General features: G+C 65.6%; 14 protein-coding genes. 10 read left to right on the forward strand and 4 right to left on the reverse strand.

Annotation, left to right across the window (positions count from 1 at the left end; genetic code table 11):
- Window positions 1–294 precede the first annotated feature (294 nt).
- Complete coding sequence (locus tag ACQR2C_RS23525) at window positions 295–1,029, forward strand: cytochrome c biogenesis CcdA family protein (protein WP_315802516.1); 735 nt, start codon at window positions 295–297, stop codon at window positions 1,027–1,029.
- 6 nt (window positions 1,030–1,035) lie between these two features.
- Here the strand turns inward: ACQR2C_RS23525 and ACQR2C_RS23530 are convergent, their stop codons facing one another.
- Complete coding sequence (locus ACQR2C_RS23530) at window positions 1,036–2,553, reverse strand: HWE histidine kinase domain-containing protein (protein ID WP_434882224.1); 1,518 nt, start codon at window positions 2,551–2,553, stop codon at window positions 1,036–1,038.
- A gap of 244 nt (window positions 2,554–2,797) precedes the next feature.
- Window positions 2,798–4,072, reverse strand: coding sequence for a serine hydrolase domain-containing protein (locus tag ACQR2C_RS23535; RefSeq protein WP_434882225.1), 1,275 nt, complete (start codon window positions 4,070–4,072; stop codon window positions 2,798–2,800).
- A gap of 148 nt (window positions 4,073–4,220) precedes the next feature.
- On the opposite strand from ACQR2C_RS23535, the gene ACQR2C_RS23540 reads away from it, so the two are divergent.
- Complete coding sequence (locus ACQR2C_RS23540; protein ID WP_434882226.1) at window positions 4,221–5,135, forward strand: intradiol ring-cleavage dioxygenase; 915 nt, start codon at window positions 4,221–4,223, stop codon at window positions 5,133–5,135.
- 24 nt (window positions 5,136–5,159) lie between these two features.
- On the opposite strand, the gene ACQR2C_RS23545 is transcribed toward ACQR2C_RS23540, so the two are convergent.
- Together ACQR2C_RS23545 and ACQR2C_RS23550 are read right to left on the reverse strand one after the other, a co-directional pair.
- Window positions 5,160–6,890 carry a protein kinase domain-containing protein gene (locus ACQR2C_RS23545; RefSeq protein ID WP_434882227.1) on the reverse strand — a complete coding sequence of 577 codons (1,731 nt, stop codon included), beginning with the start codon at window positions 6,888–6,890 and terminating at the stop codon, window positions 5,160–5,162.
- A gap of 66 nt (window positions 6,891–6,956) precedes the next feature.
- Window positions 6,957–7,790: a formate/nitrite transporter family protein gene (locus ACQR2C_RS23550; protein ID WP_434882228.1), complete on the reverse strand. Its 834-nt coding sequence runs from the start codon at window positions 7,788–7,790 to the stop codon at window positions 6,957–6,959.
- A gap of 658 nt (window positions 7,791–8,448) precedes the next feature.
- Between ACQR2C_RS23550 and ACQR2C_RS23555 the strand changes: the two genes are divergently transcribed.
- The 8 genes from ACQR2C_RS23555 (at window position 8,449) to ACQR2C_RS23590 (ending at window position 19,387) form a co-directional block, all read left to right on the forward strand.
- Window positions 8,449–9,891, forward strand: a complete 1,443-nt coding sequence (locus ACQR2C_RS23555; protein ID WP_434882229.1) for a CmpA/NrtA family ABC transporter substrate-binding protein — start codon at window positions 8,449–8,451, stop codon at window positions 9,889–9,891.
- A 68-nt stretch (window positions 9,892–9,959) separates the two neighbouring features.
- Complete coding sequence (locus ACQR2C_RS23560; protein ID WP_316239040.1) at window positions 9,960–11,048, forward strand: ABC transporter permease; 1,089 nt, start codon at window positions 9,960–9,962, stop codon at window positions 11,046–11,048.
- Window positions 11,049–11,058: 10 nt separating this feature from the next.
- Window positions 11,059–12,777, forward strand: a complete 1,719-nt coding sequence (locus ACQR2C_RS23565) for an ABC transporter ATP-binding protein (RefSeq protein WP_434882230.1) — start codon at window positions 11,059–11,061, stop codon at window positions 12,775–12,777.
- A 77-nt stretch (window positions 12,778–12,854) separates the two neighbouring features.
- Window positions 12,855–13,280, forward strand: coding sequence for a globin family protein (locus ACQR2C_RS23570; protein ID WP_316239042.1), 426 nt, complete (start codon window positions 12,855–12,857; stop codon window positions 13,278–13,280).
- A gap of 5 nt (window positions 13,281–13,285) precedes the next feature.
- A complete protein-coding gene (locus ACQR2C_RS23575; protein ID WP_410053187.1) occupies window positions 13,286–14,500 on the forward strand; it encodes an NAD(P)/FAD-dependent oxidoreductase in 1,215 nt (404 codons plus the stop codon).
- A gap of 18 nt (window positions 14,501–14,518) precedes the next feature.
- The gene (locus ACQR2C_RS23580; RefSeq protein WP_434882231.1) at window positions 14,519–17,212 is read left to right on the forward strand and encodes a nitrate reductase; all 2,694 of its coding nucleotides are present in this window, start codon (window positions 14,519–14,521) and stop codon (window positions 17,210–17,212) included.
- Window positions 17,213–17,396: 184 nt separating this feature from the next.
- Entirely contained in the window at window positions 17,397–18,236 is an 840-nt protein-coding gene (locus ACQR2C_RS23585; RefSeq protein WP_316239044.1) for an aldo/keto reductase, read from the forward strand.
- 197 nt (window positions 18,237–18,433) lie between these two features.
- Window positions 18,434–19,387, forward strand: coding sequence for a DMT family transporter (locus tag ACQR2C_RS23590; RefSeq protein ID WP_434882248.1), 954 nt, complete (start codon window positions 18,434–18,436; stop codon window positions 19,385–19,387).
- The last annotated feature ends 172 nt before the right edge of the window (window positions 19,388–19,559 follow it).

The following is a 19,559-nucleotide window of genomic DNA, read 5'->3' on the forward strand; positions in this document are numbered from 1 at the left end:
GATGTGTGCACAAAGGTGCATTTAGCGCATTTGTGATATGTCGTGATCCCGCGGTGATGCGCGCAGCGGCTCGCGGACGAGCCGGTTGGAACGGGTGGACGTGCCGCATCCGGGCGGGACTTTGCCGACGAGGCTCCGATCCGGGGACGTCGGGCTCAATCCTAGCGAAGGCCTGTAGGCGGTGATCATCGTTGAGCGCCGTAACTTCGGCACGTCTGTTGCGTATTCCCCGTATCGGCGGCAAGAAGCGTCGTGCCCCGGCTTGCGCCTGGAGGGGCGTATCGCGGGACTCGCATGATCCAGAACGTATCGATTCCGGCCGCGTTCATTGCTGGCCTGGTCAGTTTTCTTTCGCCCTGCGTGCTGCCGCTGGTTCCTCCGTATCTGGTCTATCTCACCGGCGCCACGATCGAGCACATCGAGAGCGAGGAGCCTCCGGCCGCGTCGCGCCGCGCGGTGATGATCTCGGCCGCACTGTTCGTGCTGGGCTTCTCCACCGTGTTCGTCATGCTGGGGGCGAGCGCCTCGCTGATCGGCGGCCTGATCCGGGCCTGGTCGGAGCAGTTGTCCATTCTCGCCGGCATCGTCATCATCGTGATGGGCCTGCACTTCCTCGGCCTGACCCGGATCGCGTTCCTGATGCGCGAAGGGCGGCTGCCGATCCCCAAGCCGGTCGGCCTGTGGGGCGCCTATGTCATGGGGCTCGCCTTCGCCTTCGGCTGGACGCCGTGCATCGGGCCGATCCTGGCTGCGATCCTCTCGATCGCAGCCGCGGAGACGACGGTCGCCAAGGGCGCCGGGCTGCTTGCCGTCTATTCCGCCGGCCTCGGCATTCCGTTCCTGGTCGCGGCGTTCATGATCGAGCAGTTCTCGGCGCTGTTCATGCGCATGCGTGGCCATCTCGTGAACATCGAGCGCGCGATGGGCGTGCTGATGATCGCCACCGGCATAGGCTTTCTCACCGGCGCGGTCTCGACCTTCAGCATCTGGCTGCTCGAGACGTTCCCGGCGCTGCAGAGGTTCGGCTGACGCGGCTCAATCGTCGAGCTTGCAGGTGATGGTGTAGACCACGCCCGGCGGCAGGAAGTCGACCGTGGCCTCGCCGCCGAGCTGATCGCGCGCGCTGCGCTCGATCAGGCGGGAGCCGAAGCCGCGCTGGATCGGCGCCGAGACCACCGGGCCGCCGGTCTCCTGCCACACCAGCCGCAGCCGTGCCGGCAGCTTCTTCGCGGCGTCGGCCGCGCTCGTCAGCTCCCAGGACAGATCGACCGTGCCGGTGTCGTTCGAGAGCGCGCCATACTTGGCGGCGTTGGTTGCGATCTCGTGCACGATCATCGACAGCACGACCGCGAGCCGCGGCGACAGCGCCACCTTCGGGCCGGAGATCCTGATGCGGTCGGGCGTGTTGAGGCGATAGGGCTTGAGCACGCGCTCGATCACGTCCTGCAGCTCGGAGCCCTGCCATTTCTCCTTGCTGAGCAGATTATGCGCCTCGGCGAGCGCGCCGAGTCGGCCCTCGAACTTCTCGCGCTCATGGCGGCTGGCGCTGCGGAAGGTCTGCACCGCGATCGCCTGCAGGATCGCCAGCGTGTTCTTGACCCGGTGATTGAGCTCCTCGATCAGCAGATCGTGCAGCATCTCTGCGCGCGCGATCGCCGTCGCCATCCGCACCGCGAAGGCCAGGCCGATCGCCAGCATGATGCCGCCGAGCAGGCTGGTAACGGCGAGGTTGCGCCACAGCGGCGCCACCAGCGAATCCTCGGCGATGCCGGCGCCGATGGTCCATCCGGTCAGGGTGGAATGGGTGAAGCTCGACAGCAACGGCACACCCTCGAGCGATACGCTCGACAGCGTCGCCTCCTGCTCGCTGCGCATGCGATCGAAGACCGAGGGCGAGGCCTGCTTGCCGATCGTCTTCGTCGGATTCGGCACGCGTGCGAAGACGGTCGCCTGGCGGTCGAGCAGCGACAGGGTCCAGTCCGGGTTCGGCCGCTGCTTTTCCAGGATGGTCTGGAACATCTCGATCGGCGGGCTGAACGAGATGTCATAGACGACCTCGCCGTCGCGAAAGACGGGAACCTCGACGGTGACGATCAGGCTCTTCTTCACGACGCCGTAGAACAGGTCGGAATATTGCGGCTGCCTGGTCTCGAACACGCGGCGGGTGATCTCGCGGTTGTTGCGCGGCGGCAGGTGAGCCGTATCCGGCGTCGCCGACGAGAACAATTGGCGTCCCTCGCGGTCGGCGACCACGATCGTGCCGTTCTTGCCGTACTGCTCGAGGAAGCCCATCGCGATCGGCCGGAAGCGTTCGAAATCGCCGGTGGTCAGCGCATCGGTCAGCGCCAGCACCTGGACGCCGCCGGTCATGCGCTGCATTTCGGCATCGAGCGTCAGGCGGATGCTGCGCACCGTCTCCAGCACGCGCTGGCGGGCGTCGCTGCGGTCCTGCATGTAGTTGTGCAAGACGATCCCGCCTGCGAACAGGATGAGCGGCAGCGTGGTCCCTGCGACCAGAAGAGCAAGCCGGATCGGCAGGGAGAGTTTTGGCACGGATGCCCCGTTTGAGCTGGCGCTGCTGATTGCCGTTGGGACTGACGTCGGCTGGGGAGATGCGTCGGGCGCAGGCGAATGTATGCAGCGAGCGCATATCAGGCTGGAGCGGCTGCGTCCGCAAGGTCCCGGCGGTTGCAGCCGTTCACATCGTTGTCAGCATAGGAGAGCGGTGCAAGCGCGCCAAGCGCAATGCGCGGGGATCGTCGGTTCCCTGAGCGGCTTTGCCGCCACAGCGCCTCTCCTAAACGTTGCTCTCGGTGATGGCCGCGTACACCATCGTGCGCAGCTCGCGGCGGATCGGGTAGGCGCTCGAGGGCAGCACCTGGGTCATGAAGATCGTGATCAGCTCTTCGGCCGGGTCGATCCAGAACGCGGTGGAGGCCGCGCCGCCCCAGGCATATTCGCCGGCGCTGCCGGGGATCAGCGTCTTGGCCGGGTCCATCGTCACCGAGAAGCCGAGACCGAAGCCGATGCCGTTATAGGCCGCTTCCGCGAACATCGAGCGCGACAGCGCCGGCAGGTCGACGCCGCCGGGCAGATGGTTCGAGGTCATCAGCTTCAGCGTCTTCGGCCCGAGCAGCCTGACGCCGCCGAGCTCGCCGCCATTGAGCAATGCGCGGCAGAACGTCAGATAGTCGGCCGTGGTCGAGCACAGGCCGCCGCCGCCGGAGATGAAGTCGGGCGGGTTGAGGAAGGTGCTGGTCGCCGGGTCGTCCTGCAAGGTCAGGCCGCCCTTGCGATCGGCGGCGTGAAACGACAAGGCGCCGCCGGCGTCGGCCGAGTAGCACGCCGCCAGCCGGTGCGCCTTCGCCGCGGGAACATGGAAGTCGGTGTCGCTCATGCCGAGCGGATCGAAGATGCGCTGTTTCAGGAATTGCTCGAACGGCTGGTCGGCGATCTTGCCGACGAGATAGCCGACCACGTCGGTGGACACCGAGTAGTTCCAGGCCTCGCCCGGCGAGAACTCCAGCGGAATCCGCGCGAGGTCATCGATCATCGACTGCAGGGTGCCGGCCTTTTCGACCGCGCCGATCTTGGCGTCGCGATAGGCGGCATCGACGTTCGAGCGCTGCTGGAAGCCATAAGTGAGGCCCGAGGTGTGGCGCAAGAGGTCGACGATCAGCATCGGCCGCGACGGCGGGCGGCTGACAAAGCCCGGCGCGGTGCCGGCGACGAATACGCCGAGATTCTTCCACTCCGGAATGTATTTCGCGACCGGCTCGTCGAGCGCAACCTTGCCCTCCTCGACCAGCATCATGAAGGCGACCGAGGTGATCGGCTTGGTCATCGAATAGATGCGGTAGATCGTGTCGTCCCGGACCGGGGCCTTGCGCTCGACGTCGGCAAAGCCGAGCGAGCTCGCGTGCACGATCTTGCCGCGGCGATAGACCATCAACTGCGTCCCGGGAAAGCGGCCGGCCTCGACATAGCGCTGCCGCAGATGGGCATCGATGCGGTCGAGCGCGGCTTTCGACATCCCGACGGTTTCGGGCGAGGCAGGAGTGGGGGCGAGCATCGGCGTCTCCGCTATGATCGGTTTCCGGCGGCCTGCGCGAGGATCGGCCGCGCATCCCGTTTGTTTCGGGTGATAGCCGAAAAACGCGCCGCGTCCAATGGCGGGCCGGGGATGCGTCGTGTACCCTTTGCGCCGGGAGGAATTGGCAATGACACAATTCAACGAGGTCGAGCTCACGGAGGCCGTCGTCGCGAGCTTCGAGCGCACACCCGATCCGCGCGCGAAATTCCTGCTGCAGGAATTGGTGAAGTCGCTGCACGATTATGTGCGCCGGACGGAGCTCACTTTCGACGAGTGGGCCGCCGCCATCGACTTTCTGACCCGCACCGGCCAGACTTGCACCGCGAGCCGGCAGGAGTTCATCCTGCTGTCCGACGTGCTCGGCGTGTCGATGCTGGTCGACGCCATCAATCATCGCGACCGGGCAGGGGCGACGGAGACGACCGTGCTCGGTCCGTTCTACGTCGGCGAGCACAAGGTGACGCCCCACGGCACCGACATCTCGGCGGATCTCAAGGGCGAGAAGATGTTCGTCCAGGGACGGGTGACCGATCTGTCGGGTGCCCCGCTGGCGGGCGCCACGGTCGATGTCTGGCATGCCGACGACGAGGGCTTCTACGATTCGCAGCGGCCGTCCTATGAAAGCGATGGTCCGTCGTCGCGGGCGCGCTTCATCACGGATGCGGATGGTCGCTTTTTCTTCCGCACCATCCTGCCCTGCAGCTATCCGATCCCGACCGACGGTCCGGTGGGACGGATGATCCTCGAGACGAAGCGTCATCCGATGCGCCCGGCCCATGTGCATTTCCTGGTGGACGCCAAGGATTACGAGCCGCTGATCACCCACGTCTTCGTCGGCGGCGACGAATATCTCGACAGCGACGTCGTCTTCGGCGTCAAGGACGACCTCATCGCCCAGGTGGAGCGGCGCACCGATGCGGTGATGCCGGACGGCAAGCTGGCGGCTGGGCCGTGGCACTTGATGAGCTATGATTTCCGCATGAAGCCGGGAGCAGGCGTGGCGCCGACGCCGCTCGGCGCGATCGCGCCTGAACCCGCCTGATCCTGCGGCGAGCGCCAGTCTCGCCTACCAGCCGCCGTGGCGAGCCGCGAGCAGGATGACGACGGCGATCGCGAGCAGCGCCGTCGTTGCCTTCCAGAACAGCAGCGGATTGCGCTCGATCAGCGGTGTCCGGTCGCCGCCGACATAGGCCGGATTGGGGTGCCGAAGGTCGAAGACGAATTCCGAGAGGCTCTCGTAACGTTTGGCAGCGACCGGATGGACGGCGCGGCGAAGTGCGCCGTCGATCCAGAGCGGGACGGTTTGGTCATCGCCCGAGGCCGGCTGATAGCGCACCTTGCGAAACTGTGCCGGGGTTCTCGCGCGCGCCATCTGCGCGCCATAGGGCAGCCGGCCTGTCAGCATCTGGTAGGCGATCACGCCGAGCGAGAACTGATCGGACCATTCGGAGCCGCCCTCGCCGAGAAAATATTCCGGCGCCGTATATTGCTGGGTGCCGAGGATGCTGTCGTGGTCGGCGGCCGGGTCGGCCTCGACCACGCCGCTGACGCGCACCGATCCGAAATCGATGATCTTCGCCGTCCGGGTCCGGTCGATCACGATGTTTGCAGGCCGCAGATCCTGGTGCAGCATTTCCTTGCGATGCAGCGCCTGCAGTCCGTTGGCGATCTGCTCGATGATGTCTCTGACAGTATCGAGATCGGCTTTCGGATGGTCGATCATCCATTGCGCCAGGGTCTGGCCTTCGACGAATTCGGTGACGACGTAGAGATGATCGCGGCGGCGCGTCGATGGGAAGGCCTTCAGCACGTGCGGATTGTCGATCCGTCGCGCGATCCACTCTTCCATCAGGAAGCGCTTCAAATAGGCCGGGTCGCCGCGCAGGTCGATCGAAGGCACCTTGATGGCGACGGGGAGCTCCGTCTCGACGTCGACCGCCAGATAGATGTGGCTGCGGCTGCTGGAATGGATCTCGCGCAAGATCCGGTAGCCCTCGAAGATCATCCGCGCGTCCAGCAGCGGCGCCGGCGGCAGCTGCTCGGCCTGGACCGGAATCTCGGCGGCGTCGCCGACACCGAGCTCGTCGATCCGCACGATCTGGATCGTGAGATTGTCCGCGCTGCCCTGCGCCAGCGCCTCGGCGACGATGATGCGGGCCGCCTGGTCGAGGTCGTGGGAATTCTCTTTCAACACGTTGGCGACAAAACGCTTGCCGACATGCTCGTGAACGCCGTCGGTCGCGAGCACGAAGATGTCGCCGCGCTCGATCCTGACAGCCTGATAGTCGATTTCGACCTGAGGGTTGACCCCGAGCGCGCGCCCCAGATAGCTCTGCTGCGACGAGATCATGACGCGATGATCGTCGGTGAGCTGCTCGAGCGAATGGCCGGCGAGGCGTGAGATGCGGCAGTCGCCGACATGGAAGAGATGCGCGGTGGCCGCCTTGATCACGATCGCGCTGAGCGTGCAGACGTAACCCTTGTCGCGGTCATAGGCGTATTGGCTGGCTCTGGTCTGGGCATGAAGCCAGGAGTTGGCGGCCGTGATCACGCGTCGCGCCGAGGTCTTCACCGACCAGGCATCCGGCGTGCAGTAATAATCGGTCAGGAAGCTCTTGACCGCCGACTCGCTCGCGATGTGGCTGACCTCGCTGCTGCTGATGCCATCGGCGATGGCGACCGCGATGCCCTTCAGGCTGAGCGCCGGCTCGTCGGGAATCAGGGCGCCGTGGAAGTCCTGGTTGCCCGGCTTCTGCCCCTTGTCGGAATGTGCTCCGATGGTGATCCGCAATGGCATCTGGGCCTTGGGACAAAGTGAGGGAGCCCGACCCTATCGGGGACGGGCTCCCGAGGGGAAATGAAATCAGGCGGCGACGCGAGCGGCGATCTTGGCATCGCGCTTCGGCTGCGTCCTGACGTGGGTGGCATAGAGCGTCAGGCCGGTGAAGGAGAGGCCGCCGACGAGATTGCCGAGCACGGTCGGGATCTCGTTCCAGATCAGGTAGTCCATGATCGAGAACTTCGCATGGAGCATCAGCCCCGACGGGAACAGGAACATGTTCACCACCGAATGCTCGAACACCATGTAGAAGAAGACCAGGATCGGCATCCACATCGCCAGCACCTTGCCCGGGACGGTCGTCGAGATCATCGCGCCAACCACGCCGGTCGAGACCATCCAGTTGCACAGCATGCCGCGGATGAACAGCGTCGCCATTCCGGCGGCGCCATGCGCTGCGTAGCCCAGCGTCCGGCCTTCACCGATATTGCCGATGACGGCGCCGACCTTGTCCGGCTCCTGCGTGAAGCCGAATGTGGTCACGAACGCCATCATGAAGGCCACTGTCAGCGCGCCGGCGAAATTGCCGATGAAGACGAGTCCCCAGTTGCGCAGCACGCCTGCGATGGTCACGCCGGGACGCTTGTCGATCAGCGCCAGCGGCGACAGCACGAACACGCCGGTCAGAAGGTCGAAGCCCAGCAGATAGAGCATCGAGAAGCCGACGGGAAACAGCAGCGCGCCGATGATCGGCTGGCCGGTGTTCACATTGATTGTCACGGCGAACCACGCCGCGAGCGCGAGAATGGCGCCGGCCATATAGGCGCGGATAACCGTATCCCGTGTCGACATGAAGATCTTGGACTCCCCTGCATCCACCATCTTGGTGACGAATTCCGAGGGCGCGAGATACGACATTCAGGCTTCCTTCTGATTGTGCTTAACAACTGCCGGTTTCGCGTTGCCCGCCGGGAACACGTTTCCCGGTGGGCACCACATGAAGCGAGCGGCGTCGAATGTCGGTGCAAGGCTGAATTGCGGGCGCATCACGACGACTGCTGGGATCGGAGCAGTTCATTGAGATCCGTCCCGAATGTCAGGCGCTAACAGCCTCAACAATCCGTCGAACCGCAGTCATCGTTGACTAATGAGTTGTTAGCAAGCCACGTGCCAATTCTGGCCACAATGCCGGTTCGTCAATTTATCCAACGCCTTAGCCGATTGCGCGGCGCGACCATGAGCGAATGTGCCGGGCGTTGAGACGGCGGCTGCTTACGGCCGTATCGCATGTGCTCATTCGGTGTGCATTGCACATATAGCAAGCGAATCGCAAAAGATACGTGCGTTTCTGGCGAAGGCAGGCGCGGACGGCTTGTTCCTAACCCGCTGAAATTGCTGCGCTCCGGCTCAGAACGCGCTTGGCACAAAGATTGAATAAGTACTCCTGACGCCATCGACGCCGTCTCCCGAAAACTCATTCATCAGCAGCGTGACAGCTCACCGGAGCCTTCTCCGGGAGTCGGCTTGCGTCCGCAGGCCGGCAAGGCGTCACGGAGACGCAAAGGATCATCCTTTCATGCCGAATTCATCCGACCTCACCCGACGTCCTGATCCGGAACAGGCGTTCGCTTCCAAGCGCGGCGCCGTGCTGGATCGTCGTGCGTTTCTTGCGGCAGGCACTGCCGCCGCGCTGGCGCTCACTTCCAGCCGTGCGCGTGCGGCCAAGCTTGAAAAGGACGAGCTCAAGTTCGGATTCATCAAGCTCACCGACATGGCCCCGCTCGCGGTCGCCAAGGAGAACGGCTACTTCGAGGACGAGGGGCTGATTGTCACGCTGGAGGCACAGGCCAATTGGAAGGTGCTGCTCGATCGGGTCATCACCGGCGAGCTCGATGGCGCGCACATGCTTGCCGGCCAGCCGCTCGCGGCGACGATCGGCTTCGGGACCAAGGCCCATATCATCACGCCGTTCTCGATGGATCTCAACGGCAACGCCATCACGGTCTCCAACGAAATCTGGGAGCTGATGAAGCCACAGGTGGCGAAGGATGCGAGCGGCAAGCCGGTGCATCCCATCAAGGCGGAGACGCTGCGTCCGGCCATCGAGAAGCTCAAGGCTTCCGGCAAGTCCTTCAAGATGGGCATGGTGTTCCCGGTCTCGACCCACAACTACGAGCTTCGCTACTGGCTCGCCTCCGGCGGCATCAATCCTGGATATTATTCGGCCGATGATACGAGCGGCACCATCGCGGCCGAAGCCCTGCTGTCGGTCACGCCGCCGCCGCAGATGCCCGCGACGCTCGAAGCCGGCACCATCAACGGCTACTGCGTTGGTGAGCCGTGGAATCAGGCCGCCGTCTTCAAGGGCATCGGCGTGCCGGTGATCACCGACTACGAGATCTGGAAGGACAATCCCGAGAAGGTGTTCGGCATCACGGCGGCGTTCGCCGAGAAGAATCCCAATACGACGCTCGCGCTCACCAAGGCCTTGATCCGCGCCGCGATGTGGCTGGACGAGAACAACAACGCCAACCGCGCCAAGGCCGTCGAGATGCTCTCCAAGCCTGAATATGTCGGCGCCGACAAGGCGGTGATTGCGAACTCGATGACCGGCACCTTCGAGTACGAGAAGGGCGACAAGCGGCAGATTCCGGATTTCAACGTCTTCTTCCGCTACTTTGCGACCTATCCCTATTACTCCGATGCCGTCTGGTATCTCACCCAGATGCGGCGCTGGGGACAGATCGCCGAGGCCAGGGAAGACGCCTGGTACCACGCGACGGCCAAGAGCGTTTATCGGCCCGACATCTATCTTGCGGCCGCCCAGCAACTCGTCGCGGACGGCAAGGCGAAGAAGGAGGATTTTCCCTGGCAGACCGACGGCTTCCGCGCGCCGACTGCCGAATTCATCGATGGCGTGACCTACGATGGTCGCCAGCCGAACGCCTATATCGACAGTCTCAAGGTCGGGCTGAAGGGCAAGCAGAAGATCGAAGGCAACAAGATCATCGGCGGATGAACGGCGGCAGGGCCACAAGTCCTGGCGGTTCACACCCGGTCCCTGTCTCGCATTCTGAAAGATGAGCAATGGCAATTGTCGGAGACTATGTCGATGTCGACGCCGCCGCGGAGCAGCGCGCGCGCAAGGAGCGAATTTTCGCGCGGATCAACGCCGCCGCGAGCTATCTGAATATCGTCGGTCTAGGCTGGCTCGCTCCATTGGCGCGGATGGCGGCCGGCGACAGTATCAAGCCGCAATTGAAGGAGCTCCGGCAGACGCTGCTCGTTCCGTTGCTCGGCATCGGCCTCTTCCTTGCTGCGTGGGGTTGGGTCGCGCCCCACGTGAAGACGTCGCTCGGCGCCATTCCGGGGCCAGCCGAAGTCTGGGGGCAGGCCAAGAATCTCTACGCCGATCATGTGGCCGAACGCGCCAAGCAGGCCGCCTTCTACGAACGGCAGGAGGCACGCAATGCCAAGCTGATCGCGGACGGACGGGCTGATGAGGTCAAGCAGCGAAGCTACGCCGGAAACCCGACCTATTTCGATCAGATCCTCACCAGTCTGCTGACTGTTGCCGTCGGCTTCGTCGTCGCTACGGTGATCGCGGTTCCGCTCGGCATCTTTTGCGGACTTTCGAAGACCGTGAACGGTGCGCTCAATCCACTGATCCAGATATTCAAGCCGGTGTCCCCGCTGGCCTGGCTACCGATCGTGACGATGGTCGTATCCGCTCTCTACACCAATCCGACCGAATACCTGCCGAAGTCGCTGTTGATCTCGGCCATCACCGTGACGCTCTGCTCGCTGTGGCCGACGCTGATCAATACGGCGCTCGGGGTCGCGTCGATCGACAAGGACCTGCTGAACGTCGGCCGTGTGCTCCAGCTCCCGACCCATCGCACGATCACGAAACTGGTGCTGCCGAGCTCGCTGCCGCTGATCTTCACCGGGTTGCGTCTTTCGCTGGGGGTGGGCTGGATGGTCCTGATCGCCGCCGAAATGCTGGCGCAGAACCCGGGTCTCGGAAAGTTCGTATGGGATGAATTCCAGAACGGCTCGTCACAGTCGCTGGCGCGGATCATCGTGGCGGTGCTGACCATCGGTATCATCGGCTTCCTGCTCGATCGGGTGATGTACGCGCTGCAATCCGCCTTCACCTTCTCGAGTCAGCGCTGAGGTGGCCGTCATGTCATTCCTGTCGTTGAAGGGCGTCAGCAAGAGCTACGGCAGCGGCGATCGCAAGCTCGACGTGTTGTCCAATCTCGATCTCGAGGTCGAGGAAGGCGAGTTCGTTGCCATCGTCGGATTTTCCGGCAGCGGAAAATCGACGCTGATCTCGGCGATTGCGGGGCTGGTTCAGCCCGATGCCGGCGAGATCACACTCAAAGGCAAGCCGATCTCCGGGCCAGGGCCCGACCGTGGCGTCGTATTCCAGTCCTACTCGCTGATGCCATGGCTCACGGTGCGCGGCAACGTCGCGCTCGCCGTCGATCAGGTGTTCGCCGGAGAGACCAGGGCGGCGCGGTCGGCAAGGGTTGACCGGTATATCGCAATGGTCGGGCTGTCGCATGCGGCGCAGCGCCTGCCGTCGGAGCTGTCAGGGGGCATGCGGCAGCGGGTAGCCGTCGCCCGCGCGCTCGCCACCGGACCGGAAATTCTGCTCCTCGACGAGCCGCTGTCTGCGCTCGATGCGCTGACCCGGGCGCGACTTCAGGACGAGATCGTCGAGATCTGGTCGCGTGACAAGCGCACCGTCGTGCTGATCACCAATGATGTCGACGAGGCCATTCTGCTTGCCGACCGCATCATTCCGTTGCTGCCGGGGCCGAAGTCCACGCTCGGACAGAATTTCAAGGTCGACATTCCGCGCCCGCGCCAGCGCTCTTCGATTAACGAGGACGTGCGCTTCAAGCAGCTGAGGCAAGCGGTGACGAGTTATCTCATGGACGCGGCCGCCGGCCGGACGCAGGAGAAGGCCGTTGCCCGCTCTCTGCCCAATGTGGTGCCGATCACCCAGATGGAGAAGCCGCCCCCGGCCTACCAGCGCGCGATCAGCTCGGCGCCCTACCAGTCCGACCGCTACCTGGAATACTCACAGCTGTCGAAGGTCTATCCGACCCCGAGCGGTCCGCTCACCGTGGTCGACAATTTCGACCTGAAGGTGCGCAAGGGAGAATTCATCTCCGTGATCGGTCATTCGGGATGCGGCAAGTCGACCGTGCTCTCGATGACCGCCGGACTCAACGATGTCACGCTCGGCGGCATCATTCTGGATGGTCGCGAAGTCTCGTCGGCCGGTCCCGACCGAGCCGTCGTCTTTCAGTCGCCGTCGCTGTTTCCGTGGTTGACCGCGCGTGAGAACGTGGCGCTCGGCGTCGACAGGGTCTATCCGCATGCGACGCCCAAGGAGCGCAACGACGTCGTCGACTACTACCTCGAGCGCGTCGGCCTCGGCGACTCGCTCGACACGGCGGCTGCGTCGATGTCCAACGGCATGCGACAGCGCGTCGGCATCGCGCGCGCCTTCGCTTTGTCTCCGAAGCTGCTGTTGCTCGACGAGCCGTTCGGAATGCTCGACAGTCTCACCCGTTGGGACCTCCAAGAGGTCCTGATGGAAGTCTGGCAGCGCACGCAGGTGACGGCTCTGTGCGTGACCCACGACGTCGATGAAGCAATTCTGCTGGCCGATCGCGTGGTGATGATGACCAACGGTCCCAACGCCCGCATAGGTCACATTCTCCAGGTCGACATTCCGCGACCGCGCACGCGCAAGGCCTTGCTGGAGCATCCGGACTATTACCGCTACCGGCGCGAGGTGCTCGATTTCCTCGAGGCCTATGAACACGGTTCGAAACCTGAGCCGGGCCCCGCGGTCCCGTCGCATTCAGGCACCCAGGCTGCATGACTGCCGGACGCCGGATCGAACCGCCGTCCGCCTTCAGACGACCAACGAGGCCCGATAGCTGCATCGAAGGATTTCCCATGACGCCGTCTCAGATCGCATTGGTTCAGGACAGTTTTGCCAAGGTCGCGCCGATCTCCGATCAGGCCGCGACCATCTTCTACGATCGCCTGTTCGAGGTCGCGCCGCAGGTGCGTGCGATGTTTCCGGACGACCTCACCGAGCAGCGCAAGAAGCTGATGGCGACCTTGGCGGTCGTGGTGAATGGATTGACCAACCTGCCTGCGATCCTGCCGGCGGCAAGCGCGCTCGCCAAGCGCCACGTCGATTACGGTGCCAGGCCGGAGCACTATCCGGTGGTCGGTGCTGCGCTGCTGTGGACCCTGGAGAAGGGCCTCGGCGACGGCTGGACGCCCGAGGTCGCCGCCGCCTGGACCGCGGCCTATGGCACGCTGTCCGGCTACATGATCGCGGAAGCCTATGGCAAGGCGCAGGCGGCGGAGTAGGCGCCTTGAGTGAACCGCTCGTCATCGTCGGCAACGGCATGGCTGCTGCGAAGCTGGCCGAGGAATTGTCGCAGACCGTGCTCGGCCGCTACGCGATCGCCGTCATCGGCGAGGAGCCGCGGCTGGCCTACAACCGCGTGCTGCTGTCGTCGGTGCTGGCCGGCGAGGCCGCGTCCCACGAGATCGAGCTCAAGCCGGCATCCTGGTGGCGCGAGCGCGGCGTGACGTTGAAGTACGGCGCGCGCGTGACCGGCATCGATGTCGGCCGCCGCGAGCTGCAGATCGAGAACGATGAGAACGTGGCGTTCTCGCGCCTGGTCCTCGCTACCGGCTCGCTGCCGCTGCGGCTGCCGGTGCCGGGCGCCGATCTGCCGGGCGTGCACACGTTCCGCGACAGCCGCGACACCGACGTGCTTCTGGCGCTGGCGGCCAAGAAGGGCCGCGTCGTGGTCGTCGGCGGCGGGCTGCTCGGGCTGGAAGCGGCCTATGGCCTGGCGCGCGCCGGCGCCAAGGTGACGCTGCTGCATCTGATGGACCGGCTGATGGAGCGGCAGCTCGATGCGCCGGCCGCCGCGCTGCTCAAGTCGCTGGTGGCGCGCAAGGGCATCGAGGTTCTGCTCAATGCCAGCACCGCTTCCATCCACGGCAACGGCCGGGTCGAAGAGGTCGAGCTGGCCGACGGGCGCCGCCTCGCCGCGGACGCGGTGATCTTCGCCGCCGGCATCCGGCCGAATGTGACCTTGGCAAAGGAAGCGGGGCTCGCCGTCAACCGCGGCATCGTCGTCGACGATGCGATGCAGACCTCGGCGCCTGGCATCTTCGCGCTCGGCGAATGCGCCGAGCACCGCGGCACCTGTTACGGGCTGGTCGAACCGGCCTACGAGCAGGCGCGGGTGCTGGCGCAGCATCTGGCCGGACGCAAGGCGGCCTATGGCGGCAGCGTCGTCTCGACCAATCTGAAAGTGTCGGGGGTGTCGGTGTTCTCGGCCGGCGATTTCGTTGGTGTCGAGGGCAGCGAGACGATCGTGCTCAACGATGCCAGGCGCGGCATCTACAAGAAGCTCGTCATCGCCGACGGGCGCCTCACCGGCGCCGTGCTGATCGGGGAGACCAGGGATGCTCTGTGGTATCGCGACCTGATCCGCAGCCGCGAGCCGGTCGCGGCGATCCGGACCGAGATGATGTTCGGCCGCGCCGCGGCGCGGCCACGGGCAGCGTGAGAGAGGGGACCTCGCACGATGACGACTGTTGATCCCAAGTTGCGCACGGTGCGCACCGCCTGTCCGTATTGCGGCGTCGGCTGCGGCGTGCTCGCCACGCCCGACGGCAGCGGCGGCGCGGCGATCTCCGGCGATCCGTCGCATCCGGCCAATCTCGGCCGGCTCTGCTCCAAAGGCTCGGCGCTCGGCGAGACGCTCGGGCTCAAGAGCCGGCTGCTCTATCCGATGATCCGCTGCAAGGGCGGCATGGAGCGGGTGGCGTGGAGCGATGCGCTCGATCACGTCGCGACCCGCCTCAAGCACATCGTCGCCCGCGACGGCGAGGACGCCGTGGCGTTCTATCTCTCGGGCCAGATGCTGACCGAGGACTACTACGTCGCCAACAAGCTGATGAAGGGTTTTCTCGGCTCGGCCAATGTCGACACCAATTCGCGGCTGTGCATGGCGTCGTCGGTCGCCGGCCACCGCCGCGCCTTCGGCGCCGACACCGTCCCCGGCACATATGAGGATCTCGATCGGGCCGATCTGCTGGTCTTCGTGGGCAGCAACGCCGCCTGGTGCCACCCGGTGCTCTACCAGCGCATGCTGGCCAACAAGCAGACGCGCGGCGCCAGGTTCGTGGTCATCGATCCGCGCCGTACCGACACGGCTGAAGAAGCCGACCTGTTCCTGGGATTGAGGCCCGGCACGGATGCGGCGCTGTTCTCCGGCCTGCTGGTGCATCTCGCCGACAGCGGCGCGCTCGACGGCGACTACATCGCGCGCCATACGTCTGGTTTCGACGAGACCCTGGCGCGCGCGCGCAGCCTTGCCGGCAGCACCGCGGCGACCGCGCTCGCCACCGGTCTGTCTGAGCCCGATGTCGCCGCCTTCTTCAAGCTGTTCCGCGACACGCCAGAGGTCGTTACCTTGTACTCGCAGGGTGTCAACCAGTCGGCTCAGGGCACCGACAAGGTCAATGCGATCCTCAACTGCCATCTTGCCACCGCGCGCATCGGCAAGCCGGGTATGGGGCCGTTTTCGCTGACCGGCCAGCCCAACGCGATGGGCGGCCGCGAGGTCGGCGGGCTCGCCAACCAGCTCGCCGCGCATATGGGCTTCACGCCGCCGGACATCGACCGTATCAGACGCTTCTGGAAGGCGCCCGATATCGCCACCCACGAAGGGCTGAAGGCGGTCGCGATGTTCGAGGCGATCGCGCGCGGCGAGATCAAGGCGCTGTGGGTGATCGGCACCAATCCCGCGGTGTCGCTGCCGGACGCCGATCTGGTCCGCGCAGCCTTGAAGAAGCTCGAGCTGCTGGTCGTCTCCGAGAACGTCCGCGCCAACGACACCGTGGATGCCGGCGTGCACGTGCTGCTGCCGGCGCAGGCCTGGGGCGAGAAATCTGGCACCGTCACCAACTCCGAGCGGCGCATCTCGCGCCAGCGCGCCTTCCTGGCGCCAGCCGGCGAAGCCATGCCGGACTGGTGGATGTTGAGCGAGGTCGGCAAGCGGCTCGGCTTCGCCTCCGCCTTCAACTACAGCTCCGCCGCGGACATCTTCCGCGAGCATGCGGCGCTGTCGGCGTTTGAGAACGACGGCAGCCGCGACTTCGACATCGGCGCGCTGGCGAGCCTCAGCGACGACGAATACGACACGATGGCGCCGGTGCAATGGCCGGTCCGCGCCGGCAAGCCGCCCGCGCCGCGCTTCTTCGCCGACGGCGCCTTCTTCACCGGCGACCGCAAGGCCCGCTTCGTCGCGCCGGAGGTGCCGGCGCTGCGCAGCGAGACCAATGCCGCGCGGCCGCTGCGTCTGAACACCGGGCGCATCCGCGACCAATGGCACACCATGACGCGCACCGGCTTGAGCCCGCGGCTATCGGCGCATCTGCCGGAGCCGTTCGTCGAGGTGCATCCGGACGACGCGCTGCGCTACGGCCTGATGCATGACGGCTTCGCCAAGGTGACGACCGAGCACGGCCGGTGCATCCTCAAGGTCGTCGTCAGCGAGCGCCAGCAGCGCGGCATGCTGTTCGCGCCGATCCATTGGAACGCGACGAACTCCTCGCATGGCCGCGTCGGCGCGCTCGTCGCCTCGCACACCGATCCGTTCTCCGGCCAGCCCGAGGCCAAGGCGACGCCGGCCGCGATCAGTCCCTATGAGTACGTCTTCCGCGGCTTCATCCTGTCGCGCACCGAGCTCGCGCTGCCGTCCCATCTGTGGTGGGCGCGGGCGACGGTGCAGGGCGGCTTCGGCTATCTGTTCGCCGACAACGGCGACCTCATGCGCTGGCCGGCGTGGTTCAAGGCGCGCGCCACCGACGATGTCACGGACTACATGGATGTCGGCGGCGGCGTCTATCGCGCCGCGTCCTTCGGCGGCGACCGCATCGAGACCTGCGTCTTCGTCGGACCGGGCCATGATGCCGGCGACTGGAACGTCGTGAAGACGATGTTTTCAGCCGATCGTCTCGACGACGACCAGCGCCGCATGCTGCTGTCCGGCCGCGCGCCCGACGGCGTCGGCGGCGGCCCGATCGTCTGCGCCTGCTTCGGCGTCGGCCGCGACACCATCTGCGATGCGATCGCCGCCGGCGCGCGCACGCCCGCCGCGATCGGCGCGCAGCTCAAGGCGGGAACGAATTGCGGCTCGTGCATTCCGGAGATGAAGCGGCTGATCGCGCAGACGCCGGCGCAGGCCGAGGCGTCGGTGAAGGTGGCGAGCTAGCCAAGCCCGCCGTCATTCCGGGGCGAGGCCGCAAGGCCTCGAACCCGGAATCTCGACATGGCGGAAACGAGCCGGTGCAAACCAGGTTCGAGATTCCGGGTTCGACGCTGACGCGTCGCCCCGGAATGACGTTCCTGGGGAGCGCCAATCGACGTCGCGCGCTCCATCCTCTATGCTCGCCGCCATGAAGCACAAGACATTCGGAACCGGCGGCGCCGGTGTGTCCGTGATCGGGCAGGGCACCTGGTATCTCGACCACGCCGACCGCAGCCGCGCCATCGCCACGTTGCGGCGCGGCCTGGATCTCGGCATGAGCCACATCGACACCGCGGAGATGTATGGCGATGCCGAGCTCGTCATTGCCGAAGCCATCGCCGGCCGGCGCGACGACGTGTTCCTGGTGTCGAAGGTGCTGCCGAGCAACGCCTCCCGCCGTGGCACCATCACCGCCTGCGAGCGCTCGCTGAAGCGGCTCAAGACCGACCGGCTCGACTGCTATCTGTTGCACTGGCCCGGCTCCTATCCGCTCGCGGAGACGGTGGCAGCGTTCGAGGAGCTCAAGGCGGCCGGCAAGATCGCGGCCTGGGGCGTCAGCAATTTCGACGTCGACGATCTCGATGAGCTGCTGGAGGTCGCAGGCGAGGGCAGGATCGCCTGCAACCAGGTGCTCTATCACCTGCAGGAGCGCGCCATCGAGCACGCCGTCATCCCATGGTGCGGCCAGCACGGCGTCGCGGTGGTCGCCTATTCGCCGTTCGGCCATGACGACTTTCCGGAACGCCGCAGCGCCGGCGGCGAGGTGCTGCAGCGGATCGCGGAGCAGCACGGCGCGACGCCGCGCCAGGTCGCGCTCGCCTTCCTGACGCGGGCGTCGTCGCTGTTCGCGATCCCCAAGGCGTCGCGGCCCGAACATGCCGAGCAGAATGCGGCGGCCGGCGACATCGAGCTCACCGCGGCCGAGATCGCCGCGATCGATCGCGCCTTTCCGCGCGGGCCGAAGCCGCGTGGGCTGCCCATGCTGTAGCGCAGCATCACGGAAAATTACGGATGTTTGCTACCTCGGCGCGTAGCCAGCGCATATCGGCTGCCCGCTTTCCATGGGTTGTCCCGCGGCCGTGATTGGCGTTTTGTCGCCACTCACCGAATCGTCGCTTCTGCCAACCTTCGAGTTCGACCGTGACCCCGCCCCCGAGTGCGGCCGCCGCCGCGCGCCTCGACGACGTGCCGACGTCCGTGCAGGACAAGCCGCAGGCCCGGCGCAAGCGCGCGCCCGCCCGCGCCGACCGGCCGTTCCGCGGCATTGCGCTGATCCTGCTGTCGACCGTGTTCCTCGGCACCTCGGACGTGACGGCGAAATATCTGTCGAAGACGCTGCCCTCGATCGAGATCACCTGGATCCGCTTCGTCGTATTCGCACTCATCATGGTGCCGGCGATGATCCCGGGCTCGCCGCTGTTCGCTATGCGCACCGCGCAGCTCAAGTTTCAGTTGCTGCGCGGCGTCGCGCTGCTCGGCTCGTCGCTGATGTTCATCACCGGCCTGCGCTACCTGCCGATCGCCGAGGCCTCCGCCACCGGCTTCGTCGCGCCGCTGTTCGTCACCGCGCTGTCGATCATCTTCCTCAGCGAGAAGGTCGGCCTGCGCCGCTGGGTCGCCACCGCGGTTGGCCTGTTTGGCGTGCTGGTGATTCTTCGCCCCGGCACCGGCGCGTTCCATCTTGCTGCGCTGTTTCCGATCGTCTCGGCCTTCGCCTGGGCCTGCACCCTGATCATGACGCGGATGATGAGCGGGCGCGAGCACGCGATCACGATCATGACCTATTCGTCGATCGCCGGCGTCTGCGTGCTCTCGGCCATCGTGCCATTCGTGTGGACCACGCCGTCCTGGCAGGACATCGGCTTCGGCGTGCTGGTCGGCGTCGCCTCGACCATGGGGCAGTGGATCGTGGTGCTGGCATTCCGCTATGCCGACGCCTCGGTGCTGGCGCCGTTCTCCTACACCCAGTTGCTGTGGGTCAGCATCCTCGGCTTCCTGGTGTTCGGCGAGGTGCCGGACGTCTGGACCATCGTCGGCGCCGCCTTCATCGTTTCCAGCGGCCTCTACACTGCCCATCGCGAGCGCGTCCGTCGCTCGCAACTGCTGCAGGTCGCCGGCGAGAGCTCGCCGAATCCGTGAGCCATCGGTCGCACGTCCCCCAGGCCATTGCGGGGGGCGACTTTTTGGGTGGATGCGTTGCGCGCCCGCTACAACCGCGATCAAACGCGTAACGCGCTGATTTCAAACAAGAAACAGGGACGCCGTCGATCTCGGCGGGCGCCGCGCGCCTGCTAGGTCTTGGATTGCATCA

It is taken from the genome of Bradyrhizobium sp. HKCCYLRH3061 (genome assembly GCF_051168015.1).
GTDB lineage: Bacteria > Pseudomonadota > Alphaproteobacteria > Rhizobiales > Xanthobacteraceae > Bradyrhizobium.